Origin of the sequence: Pseudomonas sp. Z003-0.4C(8344-21), from assembly GCF_900104975.1 — a bacterium.
GTDB classification, from domain to species: Bacteria; Pseudomonadota; Gammaproteobacteria; order Pseudomonadales; family Pseudomonadaceae; genus Aquipseudomonas; species Aquipseudomonas granadensis.
The window spans coordinates 5,867,913-5,889,488 of record NZ_LT629756.1 but is presented as its reverse complement, the minus strand read 5'-3'; the positions used below and the strand labels follow the sequence as shown (position 1 = coordinate 5,889,488).

General features: G+C 62.6%; 24 protein-coding genes. 2 read left to right on the top strand and 22 right to left on the bottom strand.

What is annotated here, in order from left to right; genetic code table 11:
• Positions 1 to 107: 107 nt before the first annotated feature.
• A complete protein-coding gene (locus BLU24_RS26460) occupies positions 108 to 545 on the bottom strand; it encodes an excinuclease (protein ID WP_093105729.1) in 438 nt (145 codons plus the stop codon).
• A 212-nt stretch (positions 546 to 757) separates the two neighbouring features.
• Here BLU24_RS26460 and BLU24_RS26455 point away from each other — a divergent pair, with 212 nt between their 5' ends.
• Positions 758 to 1,141 carry a type II toxin-antitoxin system PemK/MazF family toxin gene (locus BLU24_RS26455; protein WP_093105725.1) on the top strand — a complete coding sequence of 128 codons (384 nt, stop codon included), beginning with the start codon at positions 758 to 760 and terminating at the stop codon, positions 1,139 to 1,141.
• Between the two features lie 213 nt (positions 1,142 to 1,354).
• Here the strand turns inward: BLU24_RS26455 and BLU24_RS26450 are convergent, their stop codons facing one another.
• From BLU24_RS26450 to BLU24_RS26350, 21 genes are all read right to left on the bottom strand, one after another.
• Entirely contained in the window at positions 1,355 to 2,158 is an 804-nt protein-coding gene (locus tag BLU24_RS26450; protein ID WP_093105720.1) for a hypothetical protein, read from the bottom strand.
• A 25-nt stretch (positions 2,159 to 2,183) separates the two neighbouring features.
• Positions 2,184 to 3,410, bottom strand: coding sequence for a beta-ketoacyl-ACP synthase (locus BLU24_RS26445; RefSeq protein WP_093105715.1), 1,227 nt, complete (start codon positions 3,408 to 3,410; stop codon positions 2,184 to 2,186).
• Entirely contained in the window at positions 3,410 to 4,138 is a 729-nt protein-coding gene (gene fabG / locus BLU24_RS26440) for a 3-oxoacyl-ACP reductase FabG (RefSeq protein ID WP_093105711.1), read from the bottom strand. The genes BLU24_RS26445 and fabG overlap by 1 nt, the downstream gene beginning before the upstream one ends.
• Entirely contained in the window at positions 4,131 to 4,595 is a 465-nt protein-coding gene (locus BLU24_RS26435) for a hotdog family protein (protein WP_090280456.1), read from the bottom strand. The genes fabG and BLU24_RS26435 overlap by 8 nt, the downstream gene beginning before the upstream one ends.
• Positions 4,592 to 5,788 (bottom strand): beta-ketoacyl-[acyl-carrier-protein] synthase family protein, encoded by a 1,197-nt coding sequence (locus tag BLU24_RS26430; protein WP_093105707.1) that lies wholly within the window; start codon positions 5,786 to 5,788, stop codon positions 4,592 to 4,594. The genes BLU24_RS26435 and BLU24_RS26430 overlap by 4 nt, the downstream gene beginning before the upstream one ends.
• Entirely contained in the window at positions 5,785 to 6,240 is a 456-nt protein-coding gene (locus BLU24_RS26425) for a hypothetical protein (protein ID WP_093106977.1), read from the bottom strand. Before BLU24_RS26425 ends, BLU24_RS26430 begins: the two co-directional genes overlap by 4 nt.
• Positions 6,241 to 6,380: 140 nt before the next feature.
• Complete coding sequence (locus tag BLU24_RS26420) at positions 6,381 to 7,106, bottom strand: class I SAM-dependent methyltransferase (protein WP_093105702.1); 726 nt, start codon at positions 7,104 to 7,106, stop codon at positions 6,381 to 6,383.
• Positions 7,103 to 8,350 carry an NAD(P)/FAD-dependent oxidoreductase gene (locus tag BLU24_RS26415; protein ID WP_093105697.1) on the bottom strand — a complete coding sequence of 416 codons (1,248 nt, stop codon included), beginning with the start codon at positions 8,348 to 8,350 and terminating at the stop codon, positions 7,103 to 7,105. Before BLU24_RS26415 ends, BLU24_RS26420 begins: the two co-directional genes overlap by 4 nt.
• Positions 8,337 to 9,500 carry a sodium:proton antiporter gene (locus tag BLU24_RS26410; RefSeq protein WP_093105692.1) on the bottom strand — a complete coding sequence of 388 codons (1,164 nt, stop codon included), beginning with the start codon at positions 9,498 to 9,500 and terminating at the stop codon, positions 8,337 to 8,339. The genes BLU24_RS26415 and BLU24_RS26410 overlap by 14 nt, the downstream gene beginning before the upstream one ends.
• Positions 9,497 to 11,836, bottom strand: a complete 2,340-nt coding sequence (locus tag BLU24_RS26405; RefSeq protein ID WP_093105688.1) for an MMPL family transporter — start codon at positions 11,834 to 11,836, stop codon at positions 9,497 to 9,499. The genes BLU24_RS26410 and BLU24_RS26405 overlap by 4 nt, the downstream gene beginning before the upstream one ends.
• Complete coding sequence (locus tag BLU24_RS26400) at positions 11,820 to 12,422, bottom strand: outer membrane lipoprotein carrier protein LolA (protein ID WP_093105684.1); 603 nt, start codon at positions 12,420 to 12,422, stop codon at positions 11,820 to 11,822. The genes BLU24_RS26405 and BLU24_RS26400 overlap by 17 nt, the downstream gene beginning before the upstream one ends.
• A complete protein-coding gene (locus BLU24_RS26395) occupies positions 12,419 to 12,844 on the bottom strand; it encodes an acyl-CoA thioesterase (RefSeq protein WP_093105679.1) in 426 nt (141 codons plus the stop codon). The genes BLU24_RS26400 and BLU24_RS26395 overlap by 4 nt, the downstream gene beginning before the upstream one ends.
• Positions 12,837 to 14,381: an HAL/PAL/TAL family ammonia-lyase gene (locus tag BLU24_RS26390; RefSeq protein WP_093105675.1), complete on the bottom strand. Its 1,545-nt coding sequence runs from the start codon at positions 14,379 to 14,381 to the stop codon at positions 12,837 to 12,839. Before BLU24_RS26390 ends, BLU24_RS26395 begins: the two co-directional genes overlap by 8 nt.
• A complete protein-coding gene (locus BLU24_RS26385) occupies positions 14,362 to 15,309 on the bottom strand; it encodes an LpxL/LpxP family acyltransferase (RefSeq protein WP_093105672.1) in 948 nt (315 codons plus the stop codon). Before BLU24_RS26385 ends, BLU24_RS26390 begins: the two co-directional genes overlap by 20 nt.
• A complete protein-coding gene (locus BLU24_RS26380; protein WP_093105667.1) occupies positions 15,306 to 16,040 on the bottom strand; it encodes a glycosyltransferase family 2 protein in 735 nt (244 codons plus the stop codon). The genes BLU24_RS26385 and BLU24_RS26380 overlap by 4 nt, the downstream gene beginning before the upstream one ends.
• A gap of 77 nt (positions 16,041 to 16,117) precedes the next feature.
• Positions 16,118 to 17,797, bottom strand: coding sequence for an acyl-CoA synthetase family protein (locus BLU24_RS26375; protein ID WP_093105661.1), 1,680 nt, complete (start codon positions 17,795 to 17,797; stop codon positions 16,118 to 16,120).
• Positions 17,794 to 18,339: a hypothetical protein gene (locus tag BLU24_RS26370; RefSeq protein ID WP_093105657.1), complete on the bottom strand. Its 546-nt coding sequence runs from the start codon at positions 18,337 to 18,339 to the stop codon at positions 17,794 to 17,796. The genes BLU24_RS26375 and BLU24_RS26370 overlap by 4 nt, the downstream gene beginning before the upstream one ends.
• Entirely contained in the window at positions 18,336 to 18,590 is a 255-nt protein-coding gene (locus BLU24_RS26365; RefSeq protein ID WP_065615459.1) for an acyl carrier protein, read from the bottom strand. The genes BLU24_RS26370 and BLU24_RS26365 overlap by 4 nt, the downstream gene beginning before the upstream one ends.
• A gap of 9 nt (positions 18,591 to 18,599) precedes the next feature.
• A complete protein-coding gene (locus tag BLU24_RS26360; protein WP_093105654.1) occupies positions 18,600 to 18,860 on the bottom strand; it encodes a phosphopantetheine-binding protein in 261 nt (86 codons plus the stop codon).
• Positions 18,841 to 19,650 (bottom strand): lysophospholipid acyltransferase family protein, encoded by an 810-nt coding sequence (locus tag BLU24_RS26355; RefSeq protein WP_093105650.1) that lies wholly within the window; start codon positions 19,648 to 19,650, stop codon positions 18,841 to 18,843. Before BLU24_RS26355 ends, BLU24_RS26360 begins: the two co-directional genes overlap by 20 nt.
• Positions 19,626 to 20,351, bottom strand: a complete 726-nt coding sequence (locus BLU24_RS26350) for a beta-ketoacyl synthase chain length factor (protein ID WP_093105645.1) — start codon at positions 20,349 to 20,351, stop codon at positions 19,626 to 19,628. Before BLU24_RS26350 ends, BLU24_RS26355 begins: the two co-directional genes overlap by 25 nt.
• Before the next feature lie 357 nt (positions 20,352 to 20,708).
• Between BLU24_RS26350 and BLU24_RS26345 the strand changes: the two genes are divergently transcribed.
• Positions 20,709 to 21,479, top strand: coding sequence for a ParA family protein (locus BLU24_RS26345; protein ID WP_090280512.1), 771 nt, complete (start codon positions 20,709 to 20,711; stop codon positions 21,477 to 21,479).
• Positions 21,480 to 21,576: the final 97 nt, after the last annotated feature.

The following is a 21,576-nucleotide window of genomic DNA, read 5'->3' as shown; positions in this document are numbered from 1 at the left end:
GGCCTTTTCGCGAGCAGGCTCGCTCCCACAGGGGAACGCATTCCAAGGTGGGAGCGAGTCTGCTCGCGAAGAGGCCAGAAGCAGCGCCAAAGACATCAGAGCGCTGACTAAGGCAACCGCACCAAATCCCCCTTCAGCGCCACCCGCGTCACAAAAATCCCCGCCCGACACTCGTAGGTATTCAAATCTTTGCGCACACGCTGGTCGTAGTAACTGACGATATTGACCACCGCATTCGCCCCGACCCGCTTGGCATCGGCCTGTAACTTGATCAGGTTCGACTGCAACACCCACTCGCAGGAATGGTGATCGCTCTTGTTGAAACCATTGGTCTTCAGATCACTGACCACGCCGCGCCGCAACAACTGCTGAGTGCCCTTCGGCCCGTTGCCGATCAGGTAGAACTTCACACTGCCATCCAGCCGCCCGGCGCGAATTGCATCCGACAGCACGGTTTCGAAGGGCATGTACATCAGGTTGGTCGCGTGGCTGGCTCCAGGCAGCAGCGTGAAAAGCGCAGCGGCGAGCAGGGCTTTCGCTTGCATGGTCATCTCCTTGACGGTGAAAGGGAGCGGCGAGTGCTTGACGAAGCCTTCTGTCCCGGCAGGCTTGAGTCGAGGCCTGTATGAGCGAGTGTAGATGCTGTTTAGAAGCGATCAGGCCTATGAGGCGTTTTACCTACATTTGCGGTTACGAAGTGTTTTAGTGAGTATTTGTTTTCCTGCGCAAAATCGTTTCTTTTCAGAGAGTGCGATGGATGCCGCTTCGATACCAGCCCAAGGAGGGCAGCGTTCTGATTTGCGATTTCAGAGGTTATGAAGTGCCTGAGATGATCAAGGTCCGACCTGTAGTTGTGATACGCAAACACCGGACAAACAGTATGCTGGTGACGGTCGTGCCACTCAGTACAACTGCGCCGGATTGTTTACTTGATCACCATTTCGAACTCCCCAGCCATCTACAAGGCGCTCGTCCGAGATGTTGGGCAAAATGCGATATGGTCGCTACCGTTAGCCTCTCCCGGCTGGACCGGATCAAAAGCAAAGACCGGACAGGAAAACGTGTCTACCTCATTTCACAACTTGCAACAGAAGAGTTCTGCGCGGTTAAAGCTGCGGTCAGACGGGCGCTTGGGCTGTAGTGGCTTTGAGAGTGGCACTGCAAGGCCAAACGCCAGCCGTTGCCCGGGAGCGGCGATTCGAGCAATACTGAGGCCGTTCCCGCAAGGGGCTTGTGAGACTCTGAGGATCCTGGATACCAGCCATCGCGGAGCCAGACAGGTAAGCGGCGATGACAAGCCAACCTGTTTGTGAAAGGGCGCCGAAAGGCGCCCTTTGTCGTTTCTACAATCCACTCAATCCACGTGCGCCAGATCCCCGCGCAACGCTACGCTCGACACCAGTGTCCCGGCACGGCACTGGAATTTTTCGGTGTCTTTGTACAGGTCGCGCTGGTCGACGCTGGCGATGTTGATCACGGCGTTGGCGTCGGCGTTTTTCGCGGCGTTCTGCAGGGTCGCGAGGGCGGATTGCAGAGCCCAGAAGCAGGCGTCTTCGTCGGATTTGTTCGAGCCGTTGGTCTTGCGGCTGCTGCTCACGGTGTCGAGTTTGCGCACTTGCTTGGGTAGGGTTTCGCCGGCCAGATAGAACTTCACGCTGCCATCGAGCAGGCCGGCGTCGGTGGCGCGTTTGACGCCTTCGCGAAAGCTCAGGTAGGTCGGTTCGTCGGCGCCTTGCTTGATGATGCCGAGGTTGTTGACGGCTTCGATGTCCGGGTTGATCGACAGTTCTTTCAGCACGTTGTCGCGCAGGCGGTTGACCCAGCGGTTGTAGTTACCGTGGATCTTCCCGTCCTTGGCATTGAGGCCGTAGCTGCTGCGGTAGTCGATCTCGAACGAGGTCGGGCTGAACGGAATGTCGACTTCGGCGTGATGGCGACCACGCACGGTGATCGCTGCTTTGATCATGCCCGGGCGCACCGATTGCACCACCCATTGCCGATCGTTGAGCGCGGTGACGATCGCGCGGCTCATCTGTTGCTGGGTGAAGCCCAGGTTCGGCGAGAACTCTTCCTTGGCGTTGTACACCGGTTTGCTGGTGCACCCGCCGAGCACCAGGATCAGTGCCAACAAAGCGGCGATGCGGTGAAACTGAGTCATTCCCTTCACTCCAAACGTCTTGCGGTCAGTGCCAGCGGCGGAAAATCAACGAGGTGTTGACGCCACCAAAAGCGAAATTGTTGTTCATCACGTAGTCGTGATGCATCTGGCGGAATTCGCCGCGCAGGTAATCGAGCTTGCCGCAGTGCGGGTCGACCTCGTCGAGGTTGAACGTGTGCACGTACAGGTCGCGGTTGAGCATTTCGATGCTGAACCACGACTCCAGCGCGCCACAGGCGCCAAGGGTGTGGCCGAGAAAACTTTTCTGCGAGCTGATCGGCATGCGTTCGCCGAACAAACTGCTGGTTGCCAGTGTTTCGGCAATGTCGCCCTGTTCTGTAGCGGTGCCGTGACCATTTACATAACCGATCGCATCCGGCGTCAAACCGGCGTCTTCCAGTGCCAGCTCCATCGCGCGGCGCATGGTCACTTGCTCCGGGCGCGTGGTGTGCTGGCCGTCGGCATTGCTGCCGAAACCGACGATCTCGGCGTGTATGCGCGCGCCACGGGCGAGGGCGTGATCCAGTTCTTCAAGAACCAGCATGCCGCCACCCTCACCGATTACCAGACCGTCGCGGCCCTTGTCGTATGGGCGCGGGCTGGTCTGCGGCGCATCGTTTTTCAGGCTGGTGGCGTAGAGCGCATCGAAGACCATGGCTTCAGTCGGGCACAGCTCTTCGGCGCCGCCGGCGAGCATCAGCGGCAGGCGACCGAACTTGATCGCTTCATAGGCGTAGCCGATGCCTTGGCTCCCGCTGGTGCAGGCGCTGGAGGTCGGGATCAAGCGACCGGTGAGGCCGAAGAAGATGCTGATGTTGGCCGCCGTGGTGTGCGGCATCATCCGCACGTAGGAGTTGGCGTTGAGCCCCTCGGCTACCGAGTTGAGCAACATGTTGCCGAACGCCTTGATCTCATCGGTGCTGCCGGTGGACGAGCCGCACGCGACGCCCATGCGGCCGTCCTTGATCGATTCGTTGCCGAGCAGCCCGGCATCGGCCAGCGCTCTTTCCGAGGCACCGACCGCCAGCCGCGACACCCGGCCCATGCTGCGCAGTTGCTTGCGCGTCCAGTGCGCGGGCACTACGAAGTCGTCGATGGGGCCGGCCAGGCGCGTGTTCAGTTCGCTGAAGCGGTCCCACTCGTGCATGCGACGGATGCCGCTGCGGTTGGCGGCGAAGTGGCCGGCGATGGTGTCCCAGTCGCTGCCCAGCGAGGTGATGCCGGCCATGCCGGTGACGACGACGCGCTTCATCAGCACAAGCCTCCGTTGACCGCCAAAACCTGACGGGTGATGTACGAGGCTTCCGCCGACATCAGGAAATTCACCGCAGCGGCCACCTCTTCCGGGGTGCCCATGCGTTGCGCGGGGATCATTTTCATTAGCTCTTCCACCGGCACGTTTTCATCGAGCATCGCCGTGTCGATCAGGCCCGGGGCGACGCAGTTAACGGTGATTTTGCGCTTGCCCAGCTCGATCGCCAATGCCTTTGCCGCGCCGATCACGCCCGCCTTGGAGGCGCTGTAATTGACCTGGCCACGGTTGCCGATCAGCCCGGAAACCGAAGTGATGCAAACAATCCGCCCAGCGGCGCGGCGGCGAATCATCGGCATCATCACCGGGTGCAGGACGTTGTAGAAACCATCCAGGTTGGTGCGCAGGACCATGTCCCAATCGTCATCGCTCAGCGCGGGGAAGGCGCCGTCACGGGTCAGACCGGCATTGAGCACCACGCCGTAATAGGCGCCATGGGTTTCGACGTCGGCTTCAAGAATGGCTTTGCAGGTTTCGCGCTCGGCCACGTCGAATTGCAGGATGCGTGCATTGCGCCCCAGCGCCTGGATTTCAGTCTGAACGGCTTGCGCTTGCGCCAGGCCGCTACGGCAATGCAGGACGATATCGTGCCCGGCTTGCGCCAGGCGCAGGGCAATGGCGCGGCCGATGCCACGGCTGGAGCCGGTGACCAGTACCGATTCAGTCATCGTTCGACTCCTTGGTTTGTTGCAGATATTGAGTGGCCTGCGGCGGACGAAACACATTCAGCCGCGCACTGGCGTGGATGCCGTCGCCGTGGATATGGCATTCGAACACGCCCATGCCGTTGTCGTCTTCCAGCGAGCGCAGGCCGTGGACGGTCAGTTGACTGCCGGCGGGAAAAGCTTCGACGTTGCACTCGAACTTGCGCGTGCCGAGCAGGAAACCCAGCTCGACCGGATTGCCTTTCTGCCGCGCGTGACAGCCGGCGAACGCGGCGACGCTTTGCGCCATCAGCTCGATACCGACCCATGCCGGCAGGCTGCCGTCGGCGAGGCTGAACAGGCCGTCCGGCTGGACCGTGAGGCGGGTGAAAATCTGCTCATCGTCGAAACGCTCGATCGCGTCGATCAGAATCATGTCGCCGGCATGCGGCAACAGTTCGGCGAGCGGCCAGGGGGTCATGGGGCGTCTCCGATAATCAGGCTGACGTTGTTGCCGCCGAAGGCAAACGAATTGCTCATCAGGTAGCGCGGTGCAATGGACGACAGGCGTGTGCTCGCGGTCACCCAGTTCAGCGCAGGCAGAGCAGGATCGGCCGCGCCGTCCCAGACGTGCGGGGGCAAGGCGTGCTTGTGGTTGTCGACGCTCAGGCTCAGCCAGCAAAACGCCGCTTCCAGCGCGCCGGCAGCGCCGAGGGTGTGGCCGGTCAGCGGCTTGGTCGAGGAGCAGGCGACGCCTTCGGCAAACAGCGCCGCGACCGCCATACTTTCCATGGCGTCGTTGTGCTGGGTCGCCGTGCCGTGCAGGTTGAGATAGTTGATTTGCGCTGCTTGCAGCTGCGCGCGGCTCAGGGCTTTCTGCATAGCTTGCAGGGCGCCGCGACCGCTCGGTTCCGGGGCGGAAATATGGTGCGCATCGGAACTGGCGCCAGCACCGAGCAGCGCGATAGCCGGGCCTGCGCCTGGCTGTCTGCTCATCACGAACAGCACCGCCGCTTCACCGATATTGATGCCATTGCGGTTGGCCGAGAACGGATTGCAACGCTCGTCCGACATCGCTTCCAGTGAGGAAAAACCGTTCAGGGTCAGTTTGCACAGGCTGTCGACACCGCCGCACAGCACGGCGTCGCACAGGCCCAGATCGAGCAGGCGCTGAGCGCTCATCAACGCCCGGGCGCTGGAAGTACACGCAGTGGAAATCACATACGCCGGGCCGCTGAGTTGCAGCCACTCGGCGAGAAAATTCGCCGGGGCACCGAGTTCCTGTTGCCGATAATCGTATTCGGCCGGGAAATGCTGCTCACGGATGTAGTGCGCCAGACCCCGGCTGGCCTCGTCGATGCCCGAGGTGCTGGTGCCGAGCACCACGCCGATGCGCTCGTGGCCGTAAGTCTGGATCGCTTGCTCGATGTCGTCGCGGATCTGCAGCGCGGCTTCGAGCAGCAATTGATTGTTGCGCGTGCTGTGCTCGGCCAGTTCCGCCGGGATCGGCGCCAGCTCACCGGGCACGGCGGCCACCGGCAGCGCGCGCTGCGGCACCCAGGCCGATTCACGGCGCAGGCCCGAGCAATCGCCGGCAAACAGCTTGCGCGCGACTTCATGTTTGTCACGGCCCAGCGCGCAGATCACACCGAGGGCATTCAGATAAGCGGTCATGGCGTGGGATCACCGAGCGGGGAAATGCGATAATGCGGGCCTTGCGGCAGATTCAATTCGAAGCTCAACGGTTGTGCATAATCAATGGTCCAGCGCGCTGGCAGGGAGCGTTGCTCGTCCTGTTGCTGCGCGGCGGGGTAGTTGCGCAGCAGTTCGCCGGACGGGGTCAGGGCGAACAGCAGCGCGGCAAACAATTCCCGCGCCTCGGGGTTCGGCGGCAGCAGACCATCGGCCTGCCACTGGCCGTTGATCAATTGCTGACGGGCTTGCGGGATGCCCAGCGGATCCATCATCGACCAGCGGATGCCCGGGCCTTCGCGCTGGATCACCAACAGCCAGTCCTGACGCTGCCCGGCCTGCTGGCGTTCGATGTGCAGTTGCAGCGGCAGGGGCAAAGTCGGGTTGGCCGCGGGCAGCGGCGCCTGACTGGCGCAGGCACTCAACAACAGCATCACGCCGATCACCAACAGTCGCAGCGCTGCGGTCACTGTAGGAGTGAGCCTGCTCGCGATAGCGATCAAATATTCAACACACAGGTTGGCTGACCCGGCGCTATCGCGAGCAGGCTCACTCCTACAGGATAGAGAGTGCATCAGGAAGTCCCTGCCAATGGCTTGCGCGCCACAACATTGACCAAGGTCTCTTCCCGTTGCCCAAACGGCTTCGGCTTGCGCAACCCCAAGCGCTCCAGCAAACCGAAATCCTTCGACCGGCTCCACCACAGGTACGGGTAAGACACATTGCGCTCGGCGAACTCAAAGCCCTGCTCGCGAATCATCTGCAGATACTGCGCTGCGCTTTTTTGCACGTGCATCGGATGACGGAACAGCCAGCGGATCACCCAGGTATCGATGTAAGCCTCGGTGGACTCGGCGAACAGCAGATAGCCGCCCGGTTTCAGTACGCGATAAAACTCGGCGAGGGCTTTTTCCTGCTCGACCAGGTGATGGAACGTCTGGTGGCAGAACAGCAGGTCGACACTGGCGTCCGGCACATTGAGCTTCGCACAGTCGCTGCCGATCAACTCGACGTCCAGCTCCAGACGTGCCGCTTCAGCAGCACTCAGTTCGAGGCTGTGTCGATCGGCGTCGATACCGATCAGGCGCTGCGGGGCGAAGGTCTGGCGCAGATGAGCGAACGACTTGCCCTGGCCGCATCCGGCGTCGAGCAGCACCGGTTTTTGCGGCAGCGCCTCGGAGAACAAACCCCGCAGATCATTGATCGCCACGCGCAGTACATGGTGCTGCCAGGTGTGGCTGCGCAGGAACCAGAAACCGAAGCGGGTTTCCTCGACGTAGCTGTCGCTCAAGTGGTTCATGTGGCGTCCTTTGCACAGAGTTCGGAAATCATGTTCAGGCGTCTGCGCGCTTCGCTGACGAACGGGTTGCGTTCGTCCCAGGCGTAACCGGCAAGAATCGAGCAGATCATCCGGCGGATATCCGCTTGACCATTTTCATAAAAGATCACGTCCTGAAAGGTGCCGGCGTACCAGCCCTCAACGTAGCAGCGGAAGGTGTCGACGCCGCGCTTGAGCGGCTCGGCAAACTCGCTTTGCCAATCGACCGCTTCACCCTGCAACTGACGGTGCAGCACCGCAGCGGCCATGCTCGCCGAGCGCATGGCGATGGTCACGCCGGAGGAAAACACCGGGTCGAGAAATTCCGCGGCATTGCCGAGCAAGGCAAAACCCGGCCCGTGCAGGGTTTTCACATTCGCCGCATAACCGCCGAGGGTTCGTGCCGGGGTATCCCACACGGCATTGTTCAGTACGCGGGCCAGGCTCGGCGTTTCACTGATGAAGCCGCGCAGGCAGTCGTCCAGATCAGCGTCGCGACCTTCGAAGTGTGCAGCTGCCGCCACCACGCCCACCGAGCAACGGCCATTGCTGAACGGAATCGTCCAGAACCACACGTCGCGGTGTTCAGGGTGGGTGGTGACGAGAATTTTCTCGCGGTCGAAGGCTGGGTTGTCGATGTGATCTTCGACATGCGTGAACACTGCCTGACGCACAGGGAAATTCGACGGTGCCTCGAGATCCAGCAAGCGCGACAACACCCGGCCGTAGCCGCTGGCATCCAGCACGAAATCGGCTTCGACGCGGTACTCGCTGCCGTCCTCGCGACGTACATCAAGCTGTGGTCGGGTTCGCTCGAAATCGACGCTGACGATGGCATCGCCGTAGCGGATTTCCGCACCTTGCAGCGCCGCTTGATCGGCCAGCAGTTTGTCGAAATCGGCGCGCTGCACCTGAAAGGTGGTCGGCTTGCCATCGGTGAAGGTGTCGCTGAAATCGAAGGCGCTGTAGCGCTCGCCCCAGGCGAAGGCGGCGCCGGTCTTGCGCTGGAAACCGGCGGCATTCACCGCGTCGAGCATGCCGGCCTCTTCGACGAAATCCAGACAATGGCTAAGCAGGCTTTCACCAATGGAAAATCGTGGGAAATGCTGGCGTTCGATCACCAGCACATCGTGGCCCTTGCGCTTTAGCAGGGCGGCGGCGATGGCACCGGACGGGCCGGCACCGATGATCACTACCTGACGCGATTGCAGTTCAGCGATTGGCACGGGAACTCCGGGGCAAATGAGAGTTGATAGTCAGTGGTGCGCGGTGCAGACCGATCAGCGCCGGCAACAGCGTTGCGATCAGGCCCATCAGCATCAACGCAAAGTACAGCGCCGGGCTGATCAATTGTTGCTGCAACAGCAGATTGAGAAAAACGATTTCGCTCAGGCCGCGAATGTTCAGCAGCACGCTTTCGCGCCAGCGGCTGGCGCCTGCGAACGAAGCTCCGGCCCAGCCCAGGCCGAGCCAGTTGCCAAGCAGTTTACTGGCAATCGGCAACAGCAGCAGCGCCGCCCATTGCAACGCGTCGAGGCTGGCGAACGCGCTGTGCACATCGATCTGGACGATGCCGAAGGTCAGGATCAACGGAATCGCCAGCAACGTCTGCAAACGGTTCATCCACAGCGCGGGCAATGGCAATACCAACGGCACTTTCAATGCGGCCATGCACAGCAGGTAACCGATGCCGAGAATCAGCGCGTTGAGTTTGTAGTGCTCGGCCATCACCAGCAGCGCAAAGAAGCCGAGGCTGAACGTCAGCGGTCGACGTACACCGAACAGGCGCAGCAGCAACGGCACGCCAGCCAGGGCCAGCGGCAGCAGCAGACTGCTCAGGTGCAGACTGCCCTGAGCGAGGCCGAAGAGCGTCCAGCAGGTCAGGTCGATGAGGATGGCGGTCTGTACCAGGCGGCGCGTCGCGGCGGGCGGGTAATCGATATGGCGCAGATACAGATACAGCACCGGGATCGCGGTAATCGCGAACACCAGCCCGATTGCCAGCGAGCTCAGCCACGCTTGTGCCGGCAACAGCCAACAAGCCGCCGCCAGACCCGCAGCAAAAGGCACAGCGAAACTCGGTACGGCGATCTTCAGGCTTTGCCGATCCAGTTTCAGATCGATGACATCGCTGAGAATGTGTCCTAGCAGCAAGGCAAAACTCAAGCTGTACAGGCTCTTCAACCAGTCTGGTGCGATCAGTTGCGCGCCGCTGAGCTGCCAACTCGGCTCGACCCAAAAGTACATCAACAACGGCAGGCCGAAACTGGCCAGCAGCAACTGACTGACAATCGGGATCAGGCCGAAGTGGCGGCCTACGCGAGTCGCCACGGCGAACAAGGCCAGCGCTAACAGCCAGAAAACCGCGATCATCATGCGTGCGGCTCCGTGGCAGTGTCGCTGTGCGCATGGCGTCCGGCCCACGGCGCCAGCATGAAGCTGAACGCCAGACCGAGGCTCACCGACAGACCGAAGTTACTCACCGCCGGGGTGCTGGACACCGCCAGCAGACCGAACGACAGCCAGGTCGTCACCGCTGCCAGCAAGGTGCCAAGCAGGCTCACTGCCGCGCCGCCGACCTGTTCACGCATGAGAATCGCGTAGTCGACGCTGATCGCCGTCACCAGCAGCAGGCCGAACAGACTGAACAGCGTCAGCGGCTGACCGAGCCAGCCGAGGCTGGCCAGGCTGCACAGCGCCGCCAGCAGTGGCAGGGCGACGATGCGCAGCGCGCCACCGAGGCCGAACGGCAGCATCAGCACCAGCACGATCAGCACGCAGGAGGCGAGCTTGAGTTCGGCGGCGCTGATTTGCGTGGCGGCGAAGACTTCATTCAATTCGCCGAGACGGTCGACCAGTCGCACGCCCGGCAAATCCAGCGCCTGCACCCGCAACAGTGCCGGGTTGTTCAGGCCTTGCAGGCTGGTGATCGCCGCGACGCCATCGTCGGTCGGGCCGAGCCACAGCGTGCGGTACGGCTCGCCGAGCGGGCCGGCCAGTGCGGCATCGATGTCCTCGGCAGGCACGGTCTGCAACTGCTGCAGCTCGGCTTGCAACGCCGCGAGCGGCACGCCGAGGTCGAGCAGTGGCTGCCAGTGCTGCGGCAGTTGATTCAGCGCGGCGCGCACCCGCTCTTGCTGAGTTGGGGGGCTGACCAGTTGATCGAGCGCCAGATAGCCTTGCAGCTTGTCGAGATTGACCAGTTGCTGCAGACGCTCGCTGAGCGCCGCCTGACGTTCGAGCAACTGCTCCTGATTGGCAGCGCGAACGAGGAAAAACTGGCTGGTCGGCTGATAACCGGTGATGCGCGCAATGGTCTGGGCTTCATCGGTCAGCTGTTGCGGTGCGCCGACCCACTGGCGGATGTCGTTCTTGCTTTGCAGCTGCATCAGACCGCCGGCGCAGAAGGCAATCAGCAGCGCCAGCAGCACCGGCGTACGGACGCGTTCGAGCAGTCTTTCGCGCAGCGTGACCAAGCGTTCGGCCAGTTGCAGCGGCCATTGCGCCGGGCGCAGTTCGAGGTTGTTCAGCAATGCCGGCAGCAGGCACACGGCGGATAAATAGGCGCCGAACAATCCGGCCGCGGAGAACACGGCAATCTGCGTCAGCGCCGGGAACGGTGTCCACGCCAGCGCCAGATAGCCGATGGCACTGGTCACCAGGCTCAAGGTCAGCCCGGAAAGCGTCAAACGTAGCGCCGGCCAACTGCGCCACGGCTTCAGGCTCCAGCTCTTGGACAGGTAGTGCAACGGATAATCCACCGCCACGCCGATCAGGCTGGAGCCGAGCACCAGGGTCATCACGTGCATGTGGCCGAACAGCGCGACACACGCAACCGCGCCGAAGAGCATGCCGACCAGCACCGGGACGAACGCCAGCAACACCCGCCAGCGGCGGAACGCGAGCAACAGCAGCAACAGGATGCCAACCGTGGCACCGCCGCCAACCCAGGTCATTTCCCGGGTCGCCTGTTGTTGGCCGTTGGCGGCATACAGCAAGCCGCTGGCGGCCAACAGTTTCACGTCGGACTTCGTCGCTTGGGCGCGACTCTGCGCGAGCAGATCGGCGACTTGCAGCGGCAGGTTCATGTCGAAGGCGTTGCCGCGGGTACGCGCCCGCAGCAGTACCCAGCTCTTGCCGTCGGCGTCGGCGATCAACGCGCCGCTGCCGATGTCCAGTTGCACCGCGCCGTGTTGCGGCTGGCTGTTCTGGATGCGCCCGGTCAGGCCCAGCCAGTCCTCTTGACTCGACACCAGACTGAAACCGCTGAACGGGTCGAACAGCGCTTGAACCCGTTGCTGGATAAACGCGTCGGGATGTTCGATCAGCAATTGCCGATCATCGGCCGAGAGCATCGCCAGCCGCCCTTGCAGCAGTTGCGCGCGCAGGGCCGGCAGATCGGCTTGCAGGTTCCACTGCACGGTCTCGAACAGGCCGCTGGCCTGCCATTGCTCGCCGAGCGTCTGCGCCATGGCCACCGCTTGCTGGCGATCGGCGTGGCCGACCAGCACCAGCATCTCGCGGTTGAGCGGTTCCTGCATGCGCTGTTCGGCGCGCTGTTCGAGGGCGTCAGGCTGAGTGCCGGGCACCAGTTCCATGAGGTTCGCCGACAATGGCGGACCGGCGCGCCACTGCCAGCCGGCCAGCGCAACGACCGCCAGCAGCAGGATCAGGAACAGCCACGGCAGCCTGCGTTCACTCGGCAAAGTCATGTTGCTCCGCGTCGCTCAATGGCTGGTCGGCCGTGCTGTCCTGCATGCGCAGCACCGTGCTGTCGCCTTGGGTTTCCAGCAGTTCGATGGTCTGCACCAGCGCGCCGCCGTCGATGTTGATCTGCTTGAATACTTGCTGGAGCAGCAGCGAACGCGGGGTCAGGGTCAGTTGCCAGCGCTGCGCATCGCCGCTCAGGGCCAGCTCGAAATCCCGTTGCAGGCCGCTGCTGTCACCTTGCAACACGGCAAGGAACAAACGGTTCTGCTCGGCACCGGCGCTCTTGTTCGGCAACAATTGCCAGCCCGCGCCGTCACGCCGGGCGATGCCTTTGGCGCTGATGCGGTAGTCCTGCTGCAACGGGGTCTTCAACAGCCACAGCAAACCGTGATTTTTTGCCAGAACGAAGCTGCCCTTGCTGATCAGCGGCTGGGGCAGGGCGCGCAGGTGTTTTTCCTGAACGAACTGGCCGTGGATGACTTCCGGCTTCGCCAGTTGTGCGCTCAGTTGTTGCAGGTCGAAGGCCTGGGCCAGTGACGAGATGAGCAGCAGCGCCAACGCGCTGAGGCTTTTAACCAGAACGTTCATCGCAGCATCCTTTCTACGGCGTCGGTAAAGACTTTCGGCGACACCAGTTGCATCTCGCGGCGGCTGACTTCGACGGCGACTTGCACCGAGCTGGCGCGGGTCAGGCGCTCACCGGTTTGCAGGTCGGTGATCAGGTAGTGGATCTTCAGACGGTTCTCCCACTCGACCAGGCTGGCGCGCACGTTCAGGCGCTGGCCGAACACCGCGCCACGCACGTAGCGCAGTTGCAGGTCGATCACCGGCCAGGCGTAACCGGACTCGACCATGGCCGCGTAGTTGTGGCCGATCTTGTCCAGCAGCGCACAGCGCGCCACTTCCAGGTATTTGACGTAATGCCCGTGCCAGACCACATGCATGGTGTCGACGTCAAAGAACGGCACGAGGATTTCCGTGTCGGCGTGCAGCACTCCGGCGCTACGCATGCAGCCTCCAGTGTTGCGCGGCAATGCGTTGCAGACACAGGCGAAGTTCGCCTTCCAGCGCGCGGTCTTCGATGACCGGCGGGAAGTCTTTGCTCAGCTCTTCATGCATGGCGGCCAGCGCTGGCGGCAGCGGCCGCGCATCGTCAGCTTGTGCGCGCAACCACACGCCCTGGTTGGCGGCGAGCAAGGTGGCGGCGGCGACCTGTTCGGTCAGCTCCAGCACGCGGATCGCATCGCGGGCGGCGATGGTGCCCATGCTCACCTTGTCCTGGTTGTGGCACTCGGTGGAGCGCGAGAACACGCTGGCCGGCATGGTGTTTTTCAGCGCTTCGGCGGTCCATGCGCTGGTGCCGATCTGCACCGCTTTGAAACCGTGATTGATCATCGCCCGATCCGCTGGAGCGCCGGAAAGGTTGCTCGGCAAGCCATGGTTGTAACGCTCGTCGACCAGCAACGCCAACTGTCGATCAAGCAGATCGGCGACGTTCGCCACCAGATTCTTCAGGCTGTCCATGGCGAAGGCGATGTGCCCGCCGTAGAAGTGCCCGCCGTGCAGCACGCGCTCGGCTTCGGCGTCGATGATCGGGTTGTCGTTGGCGCTGTTCAATTCGGTTTCGATGAACGAACGCAGCCAGTTCAGGCTGTCGGCCAGCACGCCGAGCACGTGCGGGGCGCAGCGCAGCGAGTAGCGGTCCTGCAGGCGATGCAGCGGCGGGGTCGGTGCGTCGATCGCCAGATCCTTGCGCAACCACGCGGCCACCTGCATTTGCCCCGGATGTGGTTTGGCCGCGAACAGCCGCTCATCGAAATGCTCGGGATTGCCTTGCAGCGCCACCACGTTGAGCGCGGTGATGCGCGCGGCCAGTTGCAGCAGATAGTCGGCGCGGGCGAAGGCGAGGCAGGCGAGGCCGGTCATCACCGCAGTGCCGTTCATCAGCGCCAGCGCTTCTTTCGGGCGCAGCACCAAAGGTGTCCAGCCGAGTTCGCGGTGCACATCGGCGGCCTGACGGCGCTCGCCACGCAGCAGCACTTCACGCTCCCCGGACAGCGTTGCGGCGACGTACGACAACGGCGTCAGATCACCGCTGGCGCCGACCGAACCCTCTTCAGGAATCAGCGGCAGAATGTCGTGTTCGAGGAACGCTTGCAGACGCTCGAGCAACTCGACCCGTACCCCCGAAACGCCGTGGCACAGCGACTGCAAACGCGCCGCCAGCACCGCGCGGGTGGCTTGCGCGTCGAGCAGTTTGCCCAGGCCGCAGCCGTGGAAGGTGTAGAGGTGACGCGGCAACGCTTCGACGTGATGCAACGGCACCGCTACTACGCAGGAATCGCCATAACCGGTGGTCACGCCGTAGATGACGCCTTCCTTGTCCAGCAGCGAATCGAGAAACCGCGCGCCTTTGGCGATGCGCTCGCGGTAATCGGCATCGTTCTGCAACTGCACGGGCACCTGACGGTTGGCCAGGGCCAGCACGTCTTCGATGCGCAAGGGGCGTTCGCCGAAGGTTACCGGCTCAGGAATTGGCGTGGTCATCGGTTTTCCAGAAAGGGTAGAAATTGAACCATTGCTGCGGCGCTTCGAGGCAATAGTGACTCAGGCGCTGCGCATAAAGACTGGCCCACTGATGAATGACCTGCTCGCGTTCGCGGCGCGTCCACACCACGGCGTCGGCGAACGGTTCGAGGGTCAGGCGATAGTGGCCGTCGGGTTGTTTCAGGCACATCAAAAGATTGACCGGGCACTTCAACAGGCCGGCCAGCAACCACGGCCCTTGCGGGAATGGCGCCGGGTGGCCGAGAAAGTCGACGGTGACGCTGCGCCCGCCATGCAGCGGCACGCGGTCGCCGGCAATCGCCAGCCACTCGCCGCGCTCCAGCCGTTCGTGCAGTTGCAGCATGATCAACGGGTCGAGTTCGCTGACCTGGATCAGTCGCAGATTGGTCGCCCCGGCCTCGCCGAGCAAACGGTTGAACTGCTCGGCGTGCTTGGTGTGCACCAGCACGTTCATGGTGACCTTTTCGCCGATCTCGGCCAGCGCGCGGCAGACCTCGAGGTTGCCCAGGTGCGCGCCGACCAGCAGCTGACCACGACTGCCGCGCAACTGTTTGCGCAACAACGCCGGGTCGATGATTTCGATCTGCTCGATGCGCAGCTTGCCGTTCCACACGTCGAGCTTGTCGAGCAGCGAATCGGCAAACGTCATGAACTGGCTGAAGACGCGCCAGTGGCTCGGGCGCAGATCGTCGCGCTGGCTCCATTCGGCCAAGCGCTGCTGGTACTGCCAGGCGCTGCGCCGGGCGATGCGGCCGAACAGGAAAAAATACAGCACGATGCCATACAGCAACGGGCTGAGCAGGCGACGGCCAAGGACCTTGGCGGCCACCGCGGTGAATTTCATCAGCAGGAAGCTGCCGCGCTCTTCGCGGTCGGCCCAGTGCTTGTTGTCGGCTTCTTCGCTCATGGTTTGCACCGGCGCCAGAGGATCACCGGCAAGCGCAGCAACATGCCGAAGAACAGCCGCGTGTGCATGCTGGAAATCAGCGCGTTGTCATGGAACAGGCGAAAGTGCGACACCCCGTCCAGCGGGTAATGCACGCTGGTTTGCAGCCAGCGCATCGGCTGATTGCGCCACGCCAGACGCACAAGGATGTCGGAATCGAAATCCATGCGCTTGCCGACTTTCGCCGAGTCGATCACCGCCAGCGTCGGCGCCAGCGGATACACGCGAAAGCCGCACATCGAATCGCGGATCTGCAGCGACAGCGTGTTGATCCACACCATCACATGCGTCAGGTAACGCGCATACAAACGGCCCTTGGGCACGCTTTCATCGAACAGCGGATAACCGCAGATCATCGCCTCGGGATGCGCACGGGATTCGGCGACGAACCGGGCGACATCCTGCAAATCGTGCTGACCGTCGGCGTCGACCTGCAGGACATGGCTGAAGCCCAGCCGCGAAGCTTCGCGCAACCCGGTCATCACCGCGCCGCCCTTGCCTTGATTGGCGGTCAGACGCACCAGAAACACGTCGTCACGCTGGGCCAGGCCATCAAGCACGCGCGCGCAGGAAGGTGCGCTGGCGTCGTCGACCAGAATGCACGGCAGGCCCTGGCCGAGGAGGGCGTCGACCACGGTGCCCACCGCGGTTTCATGGTTATAAACGGGGATTACCGCGCAGGGTTTATGCATGCCTGTTCTCCCCTGACCCACCGCAAACCCTGTGGGAGCGAGCCTGCTCGCGATTGAGTGCGCAGCACTCACCGAAATCAACCATGTTCAACACCCAGCAAGATCCGCCCACTGGAACACGTCGCCGTGTCATTGCGATAAGCAAAATACAACTTGCGCCGCTCGGCATCGAAACGCAGGTGCAGCTGAATTTCATCCCCGGGGCGCACCAGTTGCTGGAATTTCAGCACTTCCATGCCGGCGAACGCACCGTCGAGCTTCAGTAACTGACGGCCGAGATTCAGTGCCCATTCCACCTGCACCACACCGGGCAAAACCGGCGCTTTGGGAAAGTGCCCGCTGAAGTAAGCCAGGTCTGGCGGCACGCTGAGTTGCAAGCTCCACTCACCGCCCGTTTCGACTTGTTCCAGCAGTTCAGGCGCTTTCGGGCGCGGCGCAATCAGCAGGGCGTCGACTTCGGCCTGGGGCAGTTTGCCCTGGCTATTGAGCGGTAACTGCCGCAGCAGCCGCCAGCGCCGCGGCAGGGCAAGCACTTCGCAATGTGTCTTGAGGTGTTCGCGCAGTGACTCGGTCAGACCGCGGCGGCCGTGTTCGCGCAGCGCGAACAGGCCGGCGTCGCTCAGCACCAGCAAAGCACCGAGGGACGCGCGATTTTCCTGCACCACGCCCAGACGTGCTTCGGCGACCCACTCGTGGGCAACCAGGGCCTGTTCGAGCATGGGCAGGGAGATGCGTTTTTCTTCGAGTTTGACGATCCGGTCGAGGCGCCCGAGCAGTTCGAAACGCCCATCAGCCGCGATGCGTGCGGCGTCGGCGCTGTGCTCGACATGCCCGGCCGGCAAATAAGGTGAGGCGATCAGCAGCGCGCCGTCGCTGTCCTGGCTCAGCTCGACGGCGGCGAACGGTTGCCACAATGCGTCGCCCTGACGCCAGGCAATACCGCCGGTTTCGGAGCTGCCGAGAATTTCCGTCGGCCATTGCTGCAAGCGTTGCTCGAGGCTTTGCGCGGCCTCAAGCGGCAGCGCGCCGCCGGAGGAAAATACCCGGCGCACCGCGCTCAGTGCTGGCCAGTCGAGGTTGTCGCCCATGCGCTTGAGCAATGCCGGGCTGGCGACCCAGGCGAAGGCCGGATGTTCGCGGCTGGCGCGCTGCATGTCCTCGGGGAATGCCAGTTGTTTGCGCACGAACGGGCGCCCGGCGCACAGCGGCCATAGTACGCGAAACAGCAAGCCGTAGATGTGCTGGGTGGCAACGCTGCCGATAATGCACGCTTCGCCGAGGTCTGCGCCCCACAATTGCTCCAGCGCCTCGACTTCATTGGCCAGTTGCCGCAGGGTCTTGTCGATGCGCTTGGGTTCGCCGCTGGAGCCCGAGGTGCATAGGCTCAGTCGGCATTGATCGAGATCCAACGCGGCGCCCGGCAAGGGTGGCTGCTGAAGTTGATCGAGTCGGGTATCGCCAGGCTGATCGGTCAGCCACAGGTCGACCTCGTCCGCCCAGCGCTGGCGCGTCTGCCCTTGCAGGTCGGCAGGCAACAGCACGCTGACGCCTGCGCGCCAGGCACCCAGCAGCGCGATGGCCAGTTCGGCGGCATCTTCCAGATGCACGGCCAGATGGCGCACGCCTCGTGCCTGCAGCGCGGCGGCGACGCTCAGCGCCTGCTCGCACAGCGCGGCATGATCAAGTGCCGGTGCGTGGCTGACGGCCCGCAGCGGTTGGGCCTTGAGCAGCAGGTGCTCAAGTTTTATCCAGTTCATGTACGGCCTCTTACCCGTTGTCGTATCAGCCATTCAATGGCAAACATCAGGCCGATCAATCCATAGGAGATCAGGCCGGTGTACAACATCCACCAATCCAGCGGCGCCCACAGGGTCAGGAGCGCGGCGCACAAACCGTTGCAGAAGAAAAACACACTCCAGGCCAGCGTGACCTGGCGCGTATAGCGAATCGCCTCGGGTGGCAGATCCGGCTCACGCAAGCGCGCCAGCCGCTCGACCATCGGCATGCCGAACGTCAGGCTCGAGGCGAACAGCACCAGCATGAAGCCGCTGATCAGCACCGGGTACCAGCGCAGCAATTGCGGGCTGTCGAACAGCGCCAGCAACACGCAAAAGGCGATCGCCACGCCGGCCATCCAGACGCTGCCGGGTTTGCGCTCGCCACTCAGCACCCGCGCCAGCCACAGACTGCCCAACAGCAGGCCGAACTGCCACGGCGCGAAGTGCTCCATGCCGAAATACACCGCAAAGGGGTACAGCAGGCCGCCCAGCAGCAGGCCGAGGCCGATCAATCGGCTCATGCGGCCGGTTGAACCAGACGGTAGACCGCCTCGACCACGTCACCGACGGTGCGCACCGACTTGAATTCTTCGGCGGCGATTTTCTTGCCGGTCTGGCGTTTGATGTGATCGATCAGATCGACCGCGTCGATGCTGTCGATTTCCAGATCCTGATACAGATTGGCGTCCATGCTTACGCGGGCCGGATCGAGCTCGAACAGCTCGACCAGGGCATCGCGCAGGGTGTTGAAAATATCGTCACGAGTTTGCATGGTCCGGTCTCAAGCTGCCTGTCTGGCCGTGACAAAAGCCGCAAGGCTCGCCACGTTGGTGAAATGGTTGCGGGTGTCTTTGGCATCGGCGTCGATCTTGATGCCGTATTTTTTCTGAATGGCCAGGCCCAGTTCCAGCGCGTCGACCGAGTCCAGGCCCAGGCCTTCGCCAAACAGGGTCTGCTCGTCACCGATGTCGTCGGGGGCGATGTCTTCGAGACCGAGGGCATCGATGATCAGCTGTTTGATGTCACGGTGCAGATCGCTCATCTTCGGCGAGCTCCTTAATGAAATAGTCATGCAAATAATCGTTGAGCTTGCGCGAGGCCTGCGGGGCAGGCCCTTGCGCGGCGAAGGTCTGTGGGTCTATATCGGCCCCCACGCGAAAACTGAAGTGCACGCGGCGCTTGGGGATGCGGTACCAGGGTTCGGCTTTGGTCAGGGTAGTCGGGCTGACCTTGATGATCACCGGCGTCACCATTTTCGCACCGCGCAGGGCAATCGCAGCGGCCCCCCGATGAAAGGCCGGCGGCTGCCCCGGCTGGGTGCGCGTGCCTTCGGGAAAAATGATCAGGGTCTGGCCGTTTTGCAGGGATTGGGCGGCGGCGTCGAGCATGTCCATGCTGCCGTCATTGCTGATGTATTCGGTGCTGCGCAGCGGGCCACGGGTGAAGGGGTTTTCCCACAGGCTTTTCTTCACCACGCAATTGGCCTGGCGCACCAGACCGATCAGGAACACCACGTCGATCAGCGACGGGTGATTGGCGATGATCATCTGCCCCGGTCGACCGAGGCGCTCGGCGCCCTGTATTTCATAGGTCAACACACCGGTGCGGGCCATGAAACGCACGAAAAACCAGAACAACCGGCTGACGGTTTTGCGCGCACGATGCCGGTGCGCAAGCGCATCGCCGGGCAGGCAGTTGAGCAATGGAAATACCAGCACGCGCAGGCAGAGGCCGCCCAACCCGAACAGGGCGAAGCTTGCGGCGGTGGCCAGCAAGCGCCAGTAATAGGCGTCGCGGTTTTTCTCGCTCACGGGTTGCGTTGCCAGGTCCATACACGATTTTTCCACGCATGTTGGCAATGGGATTGCTGGCCGAGCAGGGTTCGCAGCAGGTTCAGCGCGTGTGGCCAGTGCGCCTTGGACCGTGTTTGCGGGGCGCTGTTCAAGGTCAGCCGCCAGTCGGTACCCGGCGTGAGCAGCAGCCCGAGCGCATAGGGGAACGGCACGTCATCGACCCACGCCGAATAGGCCGCTGGCGGTTGCTCCTCGGTAATCACCAGCAGCACCGCCGGGGCGCCTTCCGCCAGCAGGGCAGCCGCTTCGAGCATGCCGTGTTCAAGACCGTCGCCAGCGGCGGCGAGGGCGGTCATTTCACTGGTTTCGCCGCGCATGATCGACCACAGACCGATGATCGCGTTGTGCACCGAGAGGCTGAACTGGGTGGGCGACAGCGGCTGTTCATTCGCCAGATCGCAAAGGATGTCGAAGGTGCGCGGGGTTTCGCCGTGGCGCGAGACGAACACCAGCGGCAGATTGTCCCGTCCGTCGGCCAGCGGCCAGCCGACGCTGAAGGCCATCCGCGCCAGGCGGCTCAGGCGGCGGCGCTGCATGGCCGGCAAAAACGACACATCGGGCGCGGCATCACTGCTCTGGAGCACGACCGGTTGCCGGCTCCAGGCCTGCCAGGCGTCCACGCTGTCGAGCCCTGGAGCCCACGCGCGCCATTGGGCGATGTTGAAGTTGATCACGGACATTCATCCCGCCCCTGCGGGCAATTGTTGACGCGTTGAATCGCCCAGGCCGCGGCAGACCTGACGTGGCGCTCGGCGCCGGGTGGCGCGCATTATCCCGGTGCGACGGGTGTGTAGCAAATGCTGGTTACATTTTGCCCAACGAAATGTACCGACCGGTTCGCCGGGACGACTGTCATATGGCCATTATCCTGATTCCCACCTGGGTGTCTGTCGGCCTTATCGGCGATCAGTGGCGGTTATCGCGCTTACTGACCGCGGATTTTTGCACCTCTGGTTGTAGTCCGCGTCCGTGAAGGTAGCGAAGCGAGGTCGCGCGCATCTACACTCGGTCATTCTTTGATACACGGAGGTTTTGTCATGCGGCGCGTGGTGTTCAATCAGAAAGGTGGCGTAGGCAAGTCGAGCATTGCCTGCAATCTGGCGGCGGTCAGCGCCAGCGAGGGTTATCGCACACTGTTGGTCGACCTCGATGCCCAGGCCAACTCCACTCAGTATCTGACCGGGCTGACCGGCGATGACATTCCGATGGGCATCGCCGATTTCTTCAAACAGACCCTGTCCTCCGGGCCGTTTTCAAAAAAGAACCAGGCCGACATCTACGAAACCCCGTTCGACAACCTCCATATCATCACCGCCACCGCCGAACTGGCCGACTTGCAGCCCAAGCTCGAAGCCAAACACAAGATCAACAAGCTGCGTAAATTGCTCGATGAACTGGCCGAAGACTACGACCGAATCTACCTCGACACGCCGCCAGCGTTGAACTTTTACGCGGTATCAGCGCTGATCGCCGCTGATCGGGTGCTGATTCCCTTCGACTGCGACAGTTTTTCCCGTCAGGCCCTGTACGGCCTGATCGCCGAAATCGAAGAACTCAAGGATGACCACAACGAAGGCCTGGAAGTCGAAGGCATCGTGGTCAATCAATTCCAGGCCCGGGCCAGCCTGCCGCAGCAGATCCTCGATGAACTGATTGCCGAAGGTCTGCCGGTGCTGCCGGTGTACCTGTCCAGCTCGGTACGCATGCGTGAATCCCATCAGGCGAGCATGCCGCTGATCCACCTCGACCCACGGCACAAGCTGACCCAGCAGTTCGTCGAACTGCATGACCTGCTCGAAGGCCACTGACCCCCCGAACCGCACGCAATCCCCCCTGTAGGAGTGAGCCTGCTCGCGATTAGGCCGTTACATTCAAAGCTTGTGTTGAATGACACGACGCCATCGC

Bases quoted from the DNA above. Each gene is read 5' to 3' on its own strand.
- BLU24_RS26460 (WP_093105729.1), bottom strand. From the start codon at position 545: ATGCAAGCGAAAGCCCTGCTCGCCGCTGCGCTTTTCACGCTGCTGCCT.
- BLU24_RS26455 (WP_093105725.1), top strand. From the start codon at position 758: ATGCCGCTTCGATACCAGCCCAAGGAGGGCAGCGTTCTGATTTGCGAT.
- BLU24_RS26450 (WP_093105720.1), bottom strand. From the start codon at position 2,158: ATGACTCAGTTTCACCGCATCGCCGCTTTGTTGGCACTGATCCTGGTG.
- BLU24_RS26445 (WP_093105715.1), bottom strand. From the start codon at position 3,410: ATGAAGCGCGTCGTCGTCACCGGCATGGCCGGCATCACCTCGCTGGGC.
- fabG (WP_093105711.1), bottom strand. From the start codon at position 4,138: ATGACTGAATCGGTACTGGTCACCGGCTCCAGCCGTGGCATCGGCCGC.
- BLU24_RS26435 (WP_090280456.1), bottom strand. From the start codon at position 4,595: ATGACCCCCTGGCCGCTCGCCGAACTGTTGCCGCATGCCGGCGACATG.
- BLU24_RS26430 (WP_093105707.1), bottom strand. From the start codon at position 5,788: ATGACCGCTTATCTGAATGCCCTCGGTGTGATCTGCGCGCTGGGCCGT.
- BLU24_RS26425 (WP_093106977.1), bottom strand. From the start codon at position 6,240: ATGCTGTTGTTGAGTGCCTGCGCCAGTCAGGCGCCGCTGCCCGCGGCC.
- BLU24_RS26420 (WP_093105702.1), bottom strand. From the start codon at position 7,106: ATGAACCACTTGAGCGACAGCTACGTCGAGGAAACCCGCTTCGGTTTC.
- BLU24_RS26410 (WP_093105692.1), bottom strand. From the start codon at position 9,500: ATGATGATCGCGGTTTTCTGGCTGTTAGCGCTGGCCTTGTTCGCCGTG.
- BLU24_RS26405 (WP_093105688.1), bottom strand. From the start codon at position 11,836: ATGACTTTGCCGAGTGAACGCAGGCTGCCGTGGCTGTTCCTGATCCTG.
- BLU24_RS26400 (WP_093105684.1), bottom strand. From the start codon at position 12,422: ATGAACGTTCTGGTTAAAAGCCTCAGCGCGTTGGCGCTGCTGCTCATC.
- BLU24_RS26395 (WP_093105679.1), bottom strand. From the start codon at position 12,844: ATGCGTAGCGCCGGAGTGCTGCACGCCGACACGGAAATCCTCGTGCCG.
- BLU24_RS26390 (WP_093105675.1), bottom strand. From the start codon at position 14,381: ATGACCACGCCAATTCCTGAGCCGGTAACCTTCGGCGAACGCCCCTTG.
- BLU24_RS26385 (WP_093105672.1), bottom strand. From the start codon at position 15,309: ATGAGCGAAGAAGCCGACAACAAGCACTGGGCCGACCGCGAAGAGCGC.
- BLU24_RS26380 (WP_093105667.1), bottom strand. From the start codon at position 16,040: ATGCATAAACCCTGCGCGGTAATCCCCGTTTATAACCATGAAACCGCG.
- BLU24_RS26375 (WP_093105661.1), bottom strand. From the start codon at position 17,797: ATGAACTGGATAAAACTTGAGCACCTGCTGCTCAAGGCCCAACCGCTG.
- BLU24_RS26370 (WP_093105657.1), bottom strand. From the start codon at position 18,339: ATGAGCCGATTGATCGGCCTCGGCCTGCTGCTGGGCGGCCTGCTGTAC.
- BLU24_RS26365 (WP_065615459.1), bottom strand. From the start codon at position 18,590: ATGCAAACTCGTGACGATATTTTCAACACCCTGCGCGATGCCCTGGTC.
- BLU24_RS26360 (WP_093105654.1), bottom strand. From the start codon at position 18,860: ATGAGCGATCTGCACCGTGACATCAAACAGCTGATCATCGATGCCCTC.
- BLU24_RS26355 (WP_093105650.1), bottom strand. From the start codon at position 19,650: ATGGACCTGGCAACGCAACCCGTGAGCGAGAAAAACCGCGACGCCTAT.
- BLU24_RS26350 (WP_093105645.1), bottom strand. From the start codon at position 20,351: ATGTCCGTGATCAACTTCAACATCGCCCAATGGCGCGCGTGGGCTCCA.
- BLU24_RS26345 (WP_090280512.1), top strand. From the start codon at position 20,709: ATGCGGCGCGTGGTGTTCAATCAGAAAGGTGGCGTAGGCAAGTCGAGC.